The organism is Blautia caecimuris, from assembly GCF_024622975.1.
GTDB lineage: Bacteria > Bacillota > Clostridia > Lachnospirales > Lachnospiraceae > Blautia_A > Blautia_A caecimuris.
In genome coordinates this window covers 1-14,799 of record NZ_JANJZT010000049.1, presented here as the reverse complement: position 1 = coordinate 14,799, position 14,799 = coordinate 1, and the positions used below count along the sequence as shown (strand labels likewise).

The window sequence follows — 14,799 nt, the reverse complement described above, 5'->3', positions numbered from 1 at the left end:
ATAAAATGGATGAAATCAGTGAAGAGGAAGCGGCATCCGTTTGATATAGCAATTATTTAATATTCGTTATACTAGTTGCTGATTTCTATTATAATAATTTACGCTTTCTTCTATGGTATCCATAACCAAATCACTGTTTTTATCTATCAGCTGATTTAATGAAGTTTCAATGGTGTCGAATTTATCATTGTCTGTAATTACGGAAATAGTACCTGTGCAATCCATCCCGGTTCCCTCATTTATAAGTTGTTCCGGGAGAGTAAAACATTTATCGAATCCCGTATAATTATAATCGCTTACTATTCCTTTCACAGTATAAGTTTTCGTCATAATATCACCGGATACATTTTCGTAATCAACTTCTACTGTATCACCTAAAGCAACATCCATTCCATTGAGATCTGCACGTTCTTGTAATAGGATAATTCCATTGTCCGCAATCAATTCATCATAATCAGCGGTTCCTTTTATGAGATTTTTTTCTAAATCAGATTGTTCATCTTGACTAAATCCCTGAATCCAATCTTCTGAAATTCCATTTACACGATATTCTGCGTCCGTATAATACCATCGCTTGATTCCGGTAACACCATCGATAGCTTCGATTGTTTTCACAAAATTGTCATTCAGCATATTTTTTTGTTGTAATTTAGTCAACGAAACTTTTGCAGTATCAAAGGATTGATTAGCATTAAGGTTAATATTAAATTCGCCTTTTGAAAACTCCTCCCCACGCGCTTCTGCAACTCCATCATAGGAAACTAATATCGTTGAAATCAATACAACTAACACGCCTCCAAATGCGAGTGAAAATATGGTTAATATAGATTTAGTTTTTTGCCTGGACAAATTCATTTTAGCAAGTGATGCAGGCGTTATTTTTCGGTACAGCGCCGAACTTTCTTTCGACTTTCCTTTATAATCCGAATATCGAAGAGCCTCCATTGGAGATACTGCGGCAGCCTTTTTTACAGGAGTATGAATAAAGAGCATTACCATTGTAAAAGCAAAGAGCCCACACGCAATCGTCACACATAAGGAAGTCAGCCAGTACCAGCCTTCCGGAATCAGAAAATATCCGATTACATTACCTATAATCAAACCAATGGAAATACCAGCAGCAGCAAGTAACTTCCCTTCTCGGTAAACCATTTTTTTAATCTGCCGTTTCGTTGTTCCAATCGTGCGAAGCTGCCCATAGTTACGTATATTGCTTGCAACGGAAATATAAAAAATGGAATAGATCACAATGCCGGAGCCAATAAAGGTTACAAATCCAATCACGAAATAAAATAGCATTTCACTTCCAGAATTTTCGCTCTTCACATTAAAATAAGTGGAGCGAACAATCACATTATCATCGGGGATGTGTAATTGTTTTGCAAGAGTGTCTGCATATTCCGTAGCATCTTCTTCGCTCATGTTTTGAGCGTCTTTTAATCCAAGGTAATAATCTATAACTGTATTATTTCCATACTGTTGTTTCACTAATTCTTTCGATATAATAGCTGTATATCGTCCAATATCTCCGGTTTTAACATTTAAGATTCCTGTCAACCTGAAATCATGATTCATCCCGTCAGAAAATGGTATTTTAATTGTCTGTCCTAATTCAGTTGAATACCCCAAGCTGTCCAAAAAAGATTCCTGTACTACAATTTCATCTTCCGCAGTTGGTAACTTTCCCGAATAAGGCATACTTTGAGATTTTAGCATATCTGCATTTGCGTAAGTAAAATTTACGGTTGAATGGTTTATTTCTTCCGAAAATGCATTGAAAAATTCTCCAATCCACGCAATCTCTTTTTCTTTGTATAATTCCGAACCCTCTTTTTCTGAAATTGCATGATATACAATCTGTGCTGTTTTTTATTTAGATTTTTTGTTTTCTGTGTAATTCCAAATCCATAAAGGGTAATTGCAGATAATAATGTACTCGCAAGTGCAATCGTAATAATAATAAAGATATTTCTTTTTCGACTCGCTGATATATTCCTGCTCGAAATACGCTTTATTATGGTTTTTGTATCATTTTCAAAAGGCAGCGTCATATAAATCAACCCCTATCCTGCAATTTTTCCATCTTCAATCCTCACAATACGATCAGCAAGCTGCGCAATAGCATTGTTATGTGTAATCATTACTAACGTTTGATCGAACTCTCTACTGGTTCTCTGAAGCAGTCCCAAAACATCCGCACTGGTTTTAGAGTCAAGGTTACCTGTAGGTTCATCGGCCAGCACAATTGCAGGCTTAGCAACCAATGCTCTTGCAATCGCCACTCTCTGCTGCTGACCACCGGAAAGATTATTGGGCATACTTTTCAGCTTATCTTCCAATCCCAGCATAGTAACAACTTCATCCATAAATTTCTGATCTACGGTATCTCCATCTAACTCTACCGGAAGGACAATGTTTTCATAAACATTTAAAATCGGAACCAGATTGTAATTTTGGAAGATAAACCCGATATTCCTCCTGCGAAAAATAGTAAGTTGTTCATCATTCATTTTAGCCAGCTCCTTCCCTGCCACAACTACACTTCCTGATGTTGGAGTATCCAATCCTCCCATCATGTGAAGCAACGTGGATTTTCCGGAACCTGAAGTCCCTACTACTGCTACAAATTCTCCCTGCTCAACAGAAAAATTTACACCATCTAAAGCACGAGTTATATTAGGTTCTGTGCCATAATATTTCTTTAAATCCTTTGTCTGTAAAATTGTCATAATCACTACTTCCTTTCTTTGTTTGATGAGTATATAGTAACGGGCAAATGTTGCAGAAATGTCCTAAAACTCTATGAAACTACATAAAAATGTTTTAATTTGATGTATTTCATTTTTTATAATCCTAAACGGTTTCATCTTTTAAAACTTCAACAATAATATCCCTACGAATTTTCCGGGATGCCACCATATAGATTCCTCTGATGATGGCAAATGTGAGTATGATATATACTACTACCCCCCAGAACGGAAAAACCTTAAGAAATTCTATAACTGTTATATCCTGTAGCCAAATTAATATGGTACTGACTAAAATTAATATTGAGATTCCTATTAACAAAGGTTTGATTACAAGAAGAAATCCTTCTGTATAAAGTAAGTGACATAGCCCTTTTTTATCAAGACCGACAGAGCGCAACATAGCAAACTCCTTTTTTCTTTGATATAAACTATTTAATATAGCTGCCACTGCCGATGAAATACCAACAATCCCAAAAAGTGCTGTCAAACTATAAACAATTAACATTGTAGCATTTGTCAGTTTATCTCTATCAGCTGCTCTTTGTGTTTTACTGGAAGTAAAAAAATCATTCTTACTCAAATATTCACCACAAAGTTGATCCACTCGACTTTGTACTGTAACATCTTTCCCTTGCTCAGTACGAAGATTCATATAGGTTCTATAATTATATACTGCACGATCTTCCCCAAAATTTTTTATAATCTCATAATACTCTTCCATAGGTACAATAATAGGCAAAGTATAAAAAGCAACATTAAAACCTATGTCTGGCATCTCTGTAAGTACAGAAGATATTTGAATATCAAAACTATAATTTCCTTGAACAGAGTCTAAAAACTTTTCCGTTAATTGTAACCTCTGACCTTCTTTTATATCCAGATATGACACCTGCTCTTTTTTTGCTTCATAACCCCTAGCATCCGGATTCTTTGCAACTGAATTAACAATAACAGCTGATCTGGAATTATGGGAGGAAATTCCTGCATTCTTTAGATAAGCATTATAAGTATCCTGTTCCAGACCAATTAATGTACAAGGAATTCTATATCTGCCATCACGTTTAACAACATATTCTCCAGCTGCTTTCGTATCAAATCCTCCATATGAAAGAAATTCTTTAGACAATTCTTGCTCCGAAAGCCAACTTGCACACATTGCCATCGTATAAGTTGTCTGTTCTTTCACGTCTGGAAGATCTTTTAATTTCTGAATAAGCGCCGGTTCTATCCGCTGACCAGATTCTAATGTAATATTTATATCAAAAGGATTATCATGTTCTGCTTTCGTATTATTAACATCTGAAACAGAAAAAACAGCCAGAAAACTAAACATGAGTACCATACATAAACATAATGTTACAGTACAGGTCCGAAATAATTTCTTATTTGCGATAAGAGAGTTAGCTGAGATTTTCCCCAAAAATCCAAAACACCTTTTTAAAAAGGTATGTTTTGCTGATTTTTCCAAAGAAACATTGTTCCAATTCTCCTTTATAGCTTCTATTGGACGTATTTTTCCCATTTGTCTTGCAGGTCCGGATGCTGCTAAGAGCACTGTTAAAAAAGAAAGCATTATTGAAATGATTGCAATCCATGGTGAGAAAGAAACTGAAATCTGATTTCCTGTTACTTCGCGTGTCAATTTGGAATATGCGGTCAATACTCCATAAGAAAGCAAATGACCAAGTCCTATAGAAATAACAATTGGAAAAAAAGATAACCAACGTGCTTCATATTTAACTAGCTTCCGTATCTGTTTTGGCGTCATACCTATTGATTTTAATATTCCAAGTTCCTTTATTTTTCGCTTAGCAGAAATGGAAAAGGCCCCGCGGATAATATAGGCAAATACCGTCATAGAAGCAACAGCAACTATCAAAAGTGAAAGAAAAAGTTTAGGTAAATCGCTGCTCCAGAAGTGCCCCGGCTCATAAATTCCATACATTCCGAGCAGAGCTGTATGATAACGATATGGATATTCACCATATTCATCTTGTTCCAAACCAATAGCCTGTGCAATCTGAGGGACTGTTTCATAGATTTTCCTTGGATTCTTTGTCTGGGTATATACAACTACACTAGCATCTTTTGGCGTTTCTTCCAGATTGAGCCAACCATATGCAGGATAACCATTATATGCACTGGAAACTGTCCTATCAATTTCTCCAACAATGGTATACTGTACATTATCTGTTTTTACAAATACTTCCCCATCTTGAAGTGGGGACAGGAAATCAACAATTCTATTATCTTTTCTCCGTTCACCTAATTCTAAATCAACGGTATCACCGATTTTGAAGGAAGGATTATCCTCAAAAAATTTTTTCCCAACAACAATTTCACCCGGAGCCTCTGGAACTCTTCCATGTATAATTAAATTTTTTTCATGCATGGATTCCCAATATTTTGCATCACAATTTTGGACTAAAAGATAAGGATCATTTTCTCTAAACGATAATAGGAATGTTTGGTTATTTCCTTTTACCATAACGTCTTTGATATTTTCATTCTTTTTGATAAGTTCAATCTGATTTGCCTGAACTTCTAATATCTGTGCATCCCAATTCCCTGAATCAAAAATTTCCTGCTGCACTCTCTGATTCCAATAACTCTGCACAAGAGAACATAATGTACACATAAAAGTAGCTGCAATTAATATGGCAGACATAATAGAAAGTGCTGTCCGGTGATTTGCTTTAATATTTTGTTTGGCAAGTTTTTTGACAACTGCATTTGTATCATTTTCAAATGGTAAAGTCATAGCCATTCACTCCTTTCGGCATAATTTTAATCCTTACGTAGTTTCCCTTAATTGTTCCACAATAGATTTTTGCTGCAAAATACGAATAATAATCGCAGAAATTATTAGTGGAAGAAAAATTGAAATTATAATATATGCTCCCATGTAAATGAAAGGGAATTTCCATACCCATGTATCATCCCCCACACTATTTAAGTAACGGACAATGCTATAACCGACAGGCGTTCCTACAGCCAATGTGATACCAATATTCCAAAAAGCCAGTAAAATCCCCTCCCATTGTATCGTCCATTGTAATTGCTTTTTTTCCATGCCAATCGAACGCAAAGTTGAAAACTCATGCTTTCTGGAAAGTGTTGTGGCAATCAATGTGTTAATCAAATTAATAACTGCAAACAACATAATAAAGCCGCTCAAGCCCCAAATGACAAGACTTGTACGTTGGTACATTGCTTCACTATCCTGATAAAGGTTATGCAGTGTTTCCATTGTAACAGTAGGGATCGTTTCTACCAAGCCATTCATTTTCTCCCGGACTTCTGGCTCTAGAGAAAAATTGTTAATGCCGACTAAAAGATGGCTAGTGAAATTGAAGTTAGGAACGACCATTTTCTGCAATAGCTGATCGGGCAATAGGAAAAATCCTGTTTTTCCGAATAGTTTTCCGCCTATTGGATCTTTAAATATGTCATCGCTGATTTCACCGGCTATGGTGTATTCTGTTTCCTGATATGATTGCCCATCAAACCAACGGAATCTAACGGTATCACCCACTTGGAACGTCCAGTCGAAAACATACTCTGCATACTCATTACGCAACACGAGTATTTCCTTGTTTTCGATCATAGCTTGATAATCTATCGTGCCAGCAGAAAGATACTGTTTCAAAATTTTTTGTTGTTCAGAAGTGAATGGAACAAGTTTATCCTTTCTGGAAGCCTTATTGTATTCAAATTTTGCCTCTAAAGTTTTATATTCTGTAACTTCTTTTACGCCCTCAATCTGTGCGATATTCCGAATGAGATCGTCGTTTAATGGATTGTTAAGCTGAACTCCTGTTGTTCCATGAGGATCATTACGGACTGCATTTCTGGACAAGTTAATTTCAAATTCTCCGTATTCCAATAATCCCTGTCGTGAAAAACGCTCCATATCCAAAGAGGATATTAATGTTGTACCGCCCATAAACATAACCCCAGCTACACCTAAAGAAAGAACGGTCATTATCCACTTACGCCGATTGCGTGAACATCCCATAACAGCCATTGAAAACGGAGTGATTTTTCTATGCAGTTTTTTAGAGTATAACTGTGTAGACTGATACCCCGTATTTTTTGCAGCTTCAATTGGAGATACGCTTCCAGCAATTTTAGCAGGTTTGCTTACAGCCAGCCATACCATTGCATATACGATGCAAAAAGTCAGTACACTTACTAATGCAGTATTCTGACAACTCCAGCCGTCAGGTTTAAATAAAAAGGCCGCCGTTCCACCAATGATAAGTCCTAAAATTGTTCCTAAAATGCAAAGAAGTTTTCCCTGTGTTCGTAAAATCGTTTTAATTTGCTTTGCTGTAGCTCCCATTGTTCTCAACTGTCCAAATTCTCTTACCTGATTTTGAACATAGATGTAAAAAATGCTGTAAATTACCAAATAGCTTACTAATAGAACCGCAATCGAAAAAATACTGATAATCATAATATTTTCTTGATTTGGTTCAAGAGAGGCTGCAAAACCATCGTTATAATCAGAATGCTGTGGTGTAACACCATAATCAGTCCCGATTTTTTGAACAATCTCCTTAAAATTCTCTGATGACATTTGAGCAGTATTTGCTAATTGAACAGTAAGCACCGTTACAGAAGTTTCAAATTGCTTGCCTGTGTGGGCGTATTCTTCAGAACAGTATAAGGAATATGTCCGTTCTGTTGATCCATTGTCTGTAAGACCAACGACAGTAAAAGTTTCTGAACTTCCATCATAAAAAGGAACTGTAATTTTAGTTCCTAATTCAGCTGGTAATCCTAATCGTGATAAATAGGCTTTATCCACAGCTACATCATATAAACCGATGGGGTATTGTCCCTCTACGATTTCTTCTACGGCAATATTACTGTCATTCTGTTCAATGTAAACTGGAATTACTAAATAATTGTCAACCTGTGTGTTGCCAGCTTGAATAAAAATTCTTGAGTCAGCAATTCTGCTGTCTCGCCGCAATTCTTCAATTTGCTTATGATTGATATTGTAATAAATTGCATGGTTTGTTGTCTGCAACCCTCTTTTGGTTTCTGTTGCCATTCCGACCACTGAAAGAATAAATCCTGATAGTAATGCAACAGATAGCATTATGGTTAATACGGACAATATCGTTTTGCTCTTACTTTCTTTTATACTTTTTTTTGCATATTTTCTGATTATTACGCTAGTATCATTCTCAAATGGTAATGTCATAGTCATTGCCCCCCTTTCGCCATTATCTTAACTCTCAAATGTTGCAGAAATGTCCTAAAATTCTTTTTTTCTAAATTTTTTCAAAAAAAGGCAGTCCGAATAAACAGACCGCCGTTTCATTATCTTTGAGGAAGAAATATAGAGAAAGTTGAGCCTTTTCCCACTTCTGATTCAACTGTAATGTAGCCACCTTGCATAGTGATAATCTCACGTGCCAGGTACAATCCTATTCCAATCCCATCCACATCATGTACAGCTTCTTCCCGATAAAATCGTTTAAAAATGGTTGCCTGGACACTTTCCGGAATGCCTCTTCCCGTATCCATTACGGCAATTTCCAAATACATCTCCCAGTCCTGTACTGTTACGTGAATGTCACCGCCTTCTGGAGTATATTTTACTGCATTGTCTAAAAGATTAAACAATGCTTCTGAGGTCCAGCGACTGTCATGTGAAACCGTTAAATTTTCAGGACAATTTACGGATAAATGAAGATGCTTTCTTTCCATAGGAGCAAGAACCCCATTTATCGCATCTACAAGTGTATCCGCAATAGCTGTTTCTTTCTTTTCCAAGGTGATCACACCAGTTTCCAATCGTGATGTTTTCACCATTCCCTGAATCAAAAAGTCCAATTTATCTAACTGACTGGCAGTAGCATGTAAAAATTCCTTACGTGTCTCATCAGTAATTCTTCTGGTCAACATCGTGTCATTGAGCATTTTCAGATTTGCTATCGGTGTTTTGGTCTGATGTGAAATATCAGATACCAAAGACTGTAATTCTGCTTTTTCTTCTTCTACTTTATGCCGGGTTTCCTGCATCACATGATATAGCCTTTCCAGGCGATGGCTGATGCGTGCTAACAGCGTTTCCGCTTCATAATTTATCTGAGGACGGACGGTACTATCCATCATTTCATCTAATGTTCGGCATAGTCCATCTGTAAATACCGATAGTTTCTTTTGAAAATAATGCAAAAAGACTGCTCCCCAGAAAAACAGAAGGATCACCACACTGAAACCGCCAAGTATCACCTTTATATCTTTTGTGAAGGCATAAAGGAGGAACAACAAAAGAATCGAGGTCAGAGAAGCACCTCCCACGATCAGCCGCAGAAAAGCTCTAGTGGATAAATTCTGTAATTTCATCGTGATTCACCGCCTATCCATTGATACCCCATTCCATAAGCAGTTTTAATATATTTTCGCTCATCTGTTTCAATCTTCTTGCGGATTCGGCTGATGATAGTAGTAAGCGTATGCTCATCTACAAAATCCCCATCAATATCCCACAGTTTCTCAATCAGTTGCCGCTTTGTTAATATAATGTGCGGATTTTTTACAAATAAAAATAAGGTACGGTATTCTTTTGGTGTAAAATCTATCACCTTTCCTTCAAAAACCGCACTCTGCTCGGAAAAGTCAATTTTCAAAACTTCATCCTCAAATACATCATGCTTTGGTGTCCGCAATTCCATATTTGCAAAAACAGCAGCTACCTTTTTACAGAGAACCATCACCGAAAATGGTTTTGTAATATAATCTGTGCATCCGGCTTCATAGCCTTTCAGCATATCGCCTTCTTTATCATTTGCTGTGATAAACATAATATAGGTATGCTGCCCTCTTCCTCTGATTTCATCACATAAATGCAGACCGTTCCCATCCGGCAGATTAATATCCAACAGAGCGATATCAAATTCACTCTCTTTCAATCGTTCTACTGCATCCAGAAAACTGTATGCAGAAGTTACTTCATACCCATCCGCAGTAAGATTATAAGCCAGTGTTTTATTTAGTACTTTATCATCTTCTACAATTAAAATTTTCCTCAATCCAGATTCTTCCTTTCCCATCTTCTAAACTTGTCGCTATTTTAAACCTCAAATGTTACAGAAATGTCCTAAATACAGTTTTTCTGATAATATCATTTCAAAACATAGATTGATTATATCCTATTTTCTTTCAGGAAAAATGTTTTCCATAAAAAAATGCTTTTGCCAAAATGTTCCACACTTTTCAGCAAAAGCATTTTTCTCTTATTCCATTGCCCGCATTTGTTCAATCAGGGATTGTTTTTTCTGTCTGCGGATTGTCCAAACAGACAAAATGAACTCTACTGTCACAAGTACTACTACATATACTCCCATCTGCAACCATGGAAATTCGTAAGGAAGGATTCGTCCAGCGTAAGCACTGATACTAAATTTTCTCCATACCAGAAGAGTAATTGGTAGCCCAATGGCAAGCATAAGCAAAATACTGCTAACTACATACCCCATTCCTTCCCATACAGCCATTTGTGTCAATTGTTTTGGAGCTAACCCAACCGAACGCAGCACGCTATTTTCTTGTCTCCGCGAATATTGATTGGAAAGTGTTGTATTGATAAGATTAATCACACCAAACAAAAAGATGAACCATGAAATCACCTGCATTATGCCATATACTACATTCATATACCCAAAACTATCTACTCGATCCTCAAAGGTATCTAAACCAGTATCAGTATGCGAAACAACAAGATTCTCCAAAGCTTTTCCCACTTTTTCCGATTTATCCGAATCACAGACAATGTCCCAGGAGTAATCAAAATTAGTTACATCTGGTATTAACTCCTGAAACAGTTTTTCCGGCAAAAACATCATTGGTCCGTCCACTCCGATTGAACCATGTCCACTGGCAAAAATAGTTTTTTGCAGATTATAAAAACCAGATATGGTTACAGGAATTGTTTTCTCTCCTAATGAAAGCTCTATGGTTTCTCCCAATTTTTCTTTCCCATCAAAACCACTATATTCGTATGGCAATAAAATGCCATTGTTATCAGGCATACTTCCCTCTACAATAGCCTGTGCCAGAAGTTCCCTATTTTCTTTGGTGATCATATCACAAGTACCATGCTCAGTAATTCCATGAGAAGTGGCTTCAAAACCTGCTGATTTCCTTGTGACCAGAATTTCTTCCACTCCATCAATATTCAGGATTTCCTGTTTCAATTCTTCATTCAATGGATTTCCCTGTTTGAGAAGATCTATATGTTCCTTATCCGAATCCATATAAATCTTATAATCCCCATTTTTAAAATACTGTCTTGCCAGTTTTTCTGGAGATTGCAGAATCAGCAAAGAACTAACAGCCAAAAGCAGAATCCCACCCAAACTTAGAGAGAACATAATACTGACTGTTTTCTTCCAATCTCTACGAAAATTCAACATTCCGAGAGAACAAGGACTAATCTTTTTTCTCTTTGTTCGGTTCTTTATCTTCTTCTGAGGCGAAGTAAAACGAACTGCCTCAACCGGTGAAATATTTGCGGCTAATTTCACTGGCTTTCGGATAGACAGACAAATCATTGTCCAGCAGATCAATACTGTACATCCAATCACGAAAAGATAGCCTAAAAGAGAAAAACCTCTAGGAAACAACAAGAGTGTCACTCCTAAACCAAGCAAAATCCCGATAGACATCCCCTTCCACCCCAAAGAGTGTCCTTCTTTTTTTACAATACGCATAATCTGCTTTTTGGTAGCACCAATAGTCCGAAGCTGTCCATAACTTTTTATTTTATCAATAATGGAGATGCGGAAAATACTTTGGATTACAACACATCCGCCTACCAAAACAATACCGGCAAAAGCCATAAGCAGCAAAACATTCTCCATGGAAATGTCTCCGTCAATATAACGGAAATAAGCATCCTGAAATCCGACTCCAGGTATCTGTAACTCCTCTTTGATCTTCTGAACATAAGATTTAATAAGTTCTCCGTCTAACTGATCTACATTTTTCAGATGTACATAGGCAAAGAATCCGTCAGGTTCATACTTCTTACACTGCTCCAGCATTTCTTTTGAGATAAGAAAAGAGTACATATTTTGTTTTTCTTGCCCTGTTGTATCTAAAATGCCTGAAATAGTATACTCCCCTGAAAAACTTTCCGTATCCAAGGTAACAGAATCGCCTATATGGCAGTCTGGGAAAAATTTAGAAAGCCATTCTTTACTTACTACAATTTCATTTTTCTCTATCGGTAAATCTCCATCTGCCAATTTCATCTGGGAACGTGCCATATACAGGGTTTCTTTATCAGCATAAGCAAAGAAGCCATTAAATCCCTGTGTAGAAGATTCCTTCCCGTACATATAGTATTCTCCCACACGTGCAAATTCCGGTACCTGTTTTAACTCTTCTATATGTGCTTCATCAACCTGTACATAAGTTGCCTCGTAAGTATCTATCACTTTCTTCTTTTCTGTTTGCATCAGTGAGACTCCAACCAAACCAGAAAGACTGATTAAAAAAGCGGCTAAAACTACTGATATTATTACCATGATATTTCTTCGTTTTTCGCTTTTTAAATTTCTCTTCGCCAGATTCTTGACAATTCCATTTGTATTATTTTCAAAAGGCCAAGTCATAGCCTGCCACCTCCTTATTCTGTTATTTTAATTCGCTCTACTAATGATTGTTTCCGCATAGAACGGATGGCGTATATTGAGTAAAGTGCCTGCACTAATATAAGAAGTACAGCAAAAAATGCTACAACGCTCGAACATTTTTATATTAGTCGGGTCTACTTCTTTAGTCTATAATCCGTAATCTCTCAACCAACGGAGTTTTTTGTAAACTGTAAAAAGCTGAAATAGTAATCGTCAAAATAATCAGAACTACCACAATGCAATATACAGTAAACAATGTTAATGGAAATGTATATGACAAATAGAAAATCCCTACACTTATCAAGCCTTTTATCAATATCTGCCCTAAAATAATTCCCAATATCAGAGTAAGTATCAGGCTCCCTACAGCCAGTACACAACTTTCGCATAGTGCCATTTTTTCTGTTTGTTTCCAAGTCATACCGATGGATTGAAGCATAGCGTATTCCCGCTTTTTTGTTGCTATATTTGTAATAATTGTGCTTGCAAAAGTGATGATACTAAAAAGCAGCAAAAATAGTGTTACTCCTATGATAGATATTCCTACCTGCCTGATAGTAGCTTCTTTTGAAGCAATCGCTTCCTGCATAGTCGTCAGTGTTAATCCATCTGACATATCCACTAATTTCTCTAAAGATATTGTGTCCAATTCGGTATCATTTGCCTTTACAATCAACCTAATAGAAACATTAAAAGAAACCGAATTTTCTGCTATCAATTCAGTGGGCATTAAAAACCAACCGCCATAAATTGCTGTATTTGAATACAGATCACCATCTAATATGCCTCCCACTGTATAAGTTTTTTTGGTGCCATCCCCAAATGTAACTTCTACTGTATCGCCTTTAGAAATACCTTCTACACCATTTACAGCAACGATCTGGTTCGATTGAACAAGCTGTTGATAATCCAAATCGCCCGATTCGCTGAATTGCTGAATAGAAGCAAAGTCATTAGCAGTAATAATAGAAAGTTGATCTTTGCCTGTGCTATTTTTCCCTGCCCAACTAATATCTGTTTCAACAACTTGCTTTATATTGCTGATGTTTGGAAACTCCATTATCTTTTGTTTGAAGTTTTCAATTTCTGAAACTTTCTCGCTGTATTTACCCGTAGTATCAATCACAAATTGTCCATACTGGTAGACATCTTTCTTTACAATAGACTCTGGATCAATGGAAGCGGTGTATGTCGCAGCTAAGACGAATAAAAGCCCGCTTAGGCCCAAAGAAAGCACAGAAACTAAAATGCTTTTCCAGTGTGATGTTATGCTTATGATTGCTAGCCCCAAAGAAGATAATTTTCGTTTTTCTTTGTTAGTAACCTTACAATCAAAGCGTTCCATCATATATTTGCTGGAAAGGATCGGGGAAATGCTGAGGGCTATTTTTGTAGGTCTATTTAACGATACTTTTACAACGAAATTGATGATAAGACTAATGATTATCCCCCAGAATACCGCAGCGATCCAATCCCAACCATCAGGTTGCAACAAATATCCAGCAAGGCCGCCAATCAGTAGACCAATCGGAACCCCAATTCTACATAAAATTTTTCTTTCGTAGCGGATGATTTTCTTTGTTTGCTGCTGTGTCATTCCGACAGTACGAAGCTGCCCAAATTGCCGCACTTGATTTACAACAGATAAATAGAAAACATTGTAAATTACTAAAGCACTCACAATTATAATGAAGATTGCCACCCCCATAAGAACCATGTTTTTCTGATTTAATAGTCCTCCGTTGGGCAAACTATCCATGAATAAGTCGTTTCTTGTTACATGATGAATGTCATATTTTGAAGATATATTATCGACCGCAGAAGAAAAACCATATTGCGTCATTTTTGTGGCATCAACAATGGTAATTGAAGCATCGTACCCGTTTTCTGTTTCAGTTACTTTGATGGATTCGATATTTTCCTCTGAATACAACAACTCAATTTGCTGCTGGGAAAGATCATAAAAAACAACTTGTGGCTGCCCTTCTGCCATTCTATCTTTTGTAGTTTCATATCCGCTTTCAAACATAATCAACATCATGAGTAGTGCTGTTGCAAAGACTATCGTAGTAAGCGAGAAAACCTTTTTAACTCGGTTTTTATCTATATCGTTTTTAGCAATTTTTTTCGTGATAGCACTGGTATCATTCTCAAAAGGCCATGTCATATGATCTCCTCCCTAACTTACAATCTTTCCATCCTCAATACGAACAATCCGGTCTGCAAGTCGGGCGATCTCATTATTATGTGTAATCATTACAACCGTCTGGTGAAACTCATAACTGGTCCGTTTGATCAATCCCATAACATCTGCACTAGTATAACGAATATTAAATAATTGCTATATCAAACGGATGCCGCTTCCTCTTCACTGATTTCATCCATTTTAT

Annotated in this window: 8 protein-coding genes and 1 pseudogene; all 9 read right to left on the bottom strand. The window is 36.7% G+C overall.

Annotation, left to right across the window (positions count from 1 at the left end; all coding sequences use genetic code 11):
- Positions 1 to 66: 66 nt before the first annotated feature.
- Positions 67 to 1,716 (bottom strand): ABC transporter permease, encoded by a 1,650-nt coding sequence (locus NSA57_RS18185; RefSeq protein ID WP_257465701.1) that lies wholly within the window; start codon positions 1,714 to 1,716, stop codon positions 67 to 69.
- 347 nt (positions 1,717 to 2,063) lie between these two features.
- The gene (locus tag NSA57_RS18180; RefSeq protein ID WP_257465700.1) at positions 2,064 to 2,729 is read right to left on the bottom strand and encodes an ABC transporter ATP-binding protein; all 666 of its coding nucleotides are present in this window, start codon (positions 2,727 to 2,729) and stop codon (positions 2,064 to 2,066) included.
- A gap of 124 nt (positions 2,730 to 2,853) precedes the next feature.
- Positions 2,854 to 5,511 carry an ABC transporter permease gene (locus tag NSA57_RS18175; protein ID WP_257465699.1) on the bottom strand — a complete coding sequence of 886 codons (2,658 nt, stop codon included), beginning with the start codon at positions 5,509 to 5,511 and terminating at the stop codon, positions 2,854 to 2,856.
- Between the two features lie 33 nt (positions 5,512 to 5,544).
- Positions 5,545 to 7,965 carry an ABC transporter permease gene (locus tag NSA57_RS18170; RefSeq protein WP_257465698.1) on the bottom strand — a complete coding sequence of 807 codons (2,421 nt, stop codon included), beginning with the start codon at positions 7,963 to 7,965 and terminating at the stop codon, positions 5,545 to 5,547.
- Positions 7,966 to 8,084: 119 nt separating this feature from the next.
- Positions 8,085 to 9,116 (bottom strand): sensor histidine kinase, encoded by a 1,032-nt coding sequence (locus NSA57_RS18165; protein ID WP_257465697.1) that lies wholly within the window; start codon positions 9,114 to 9,116, stop codon positions 8,085 to 8,087.
- Positions 9,113 to 9,802, bottom strand: a complete 690-nt coding sequence (locus NSA57_RS18160) for a response regulator transcription factor (RefSeq protein WP_024852725.1) — start codon at positions 9,800 to 9,802, stop codon at positions 9,113 to 9,115. Before NSA57_RS18160 ends, NSA57_RS18165 begins: the two co-directional genes overlap by 4 nt.
- A 204-nt stretch (positions 9,803 to 10,006) precedes the next feature.
- Entirely contained in the window at positions 10,007 to 12,388 is a 2,382-nt protein-coding gene (locus tag NSA57_RS18155; RefSeq protein WP_257465696.1) for an ABC transporter permease, read from the bottom strand.
- Positions 12,389 to 12,551: 163 nt separating this feature from the next.
- Positions 12,552 to 14,576: an ABC transporter permease gene (locus NSA57_RS18150; protein WP_257465695.1), complete on the bottom strand. Its 2,025-nt coding sequence runs from the start codon at positions 14,574 to 14,576 to the stop codon at positions 12,552 to 12,554.
- Between the two features lie 12 nt (positions 14,577 to 14,588).
- Positions 14,589 to 14,729, bottom strand: a pseudogene (locus tag NSA57_RS18145) (ABC transporter ATP-binding protein); the annotation flags it as partial.
- Between the last annotated feature and the right edge of the window lie 70 nt (positions 14,730 to 14,799).

Excerpts from the sequence above, each read along its gene's own strand:
- NSA57_RS18185 (WP_257465701.1), bottom strand. The coding sequence starts at position 1,716 with ATGCTAAAATCTCAAAGTATGCCTTATTCGGGAAAGTTACCAACTGCG.
- NSA57_RS18180 (WP_257465700.1), bottom strand. The coding sequence starts at position 2,729 with ATGACAATTTTACAGACAAAGGATTTAAAGAAATATTATGGCACAGAA.
- NSA57_RS18175 (WP_257465699.1), bottom strand. The coding sequence starts at position 5,511 with ATGACTTTACCATTTGAAAATGATACAAATGCAGTTGTCAAAAAACTT.
- NSA57_RS18170 (WP_257465698.1), bottom strand. The coding sequence starts at position 7,965 with ATGACATTACCATTTGAGAATGATACTAGCGTAATAATCAGAAAATAT.
- NSA57_RS18165 (WP_257465697.1), bottom strand. The coding sequence starts at position 9,116 with ATGAAATTACAGAATTTATCCACTAGAGCTTTTCTGCGGCTGATCGTG.
- NSA57_RS18155 (WP_257465696.1), bottom strand. The coding sequence starts at position 12,388 with ATGACTTGGCCTTTTGAAAATAATACAAATGGAATTGTCAAGAATCTG.
- NSA57_RS18150 (WP_257465695.1), bottom strand. The coding sequence starts at position 14,576 with ATGACATGGCCTTTTGAGAATGATACCAGTGCTATCACGAAAAAAATT.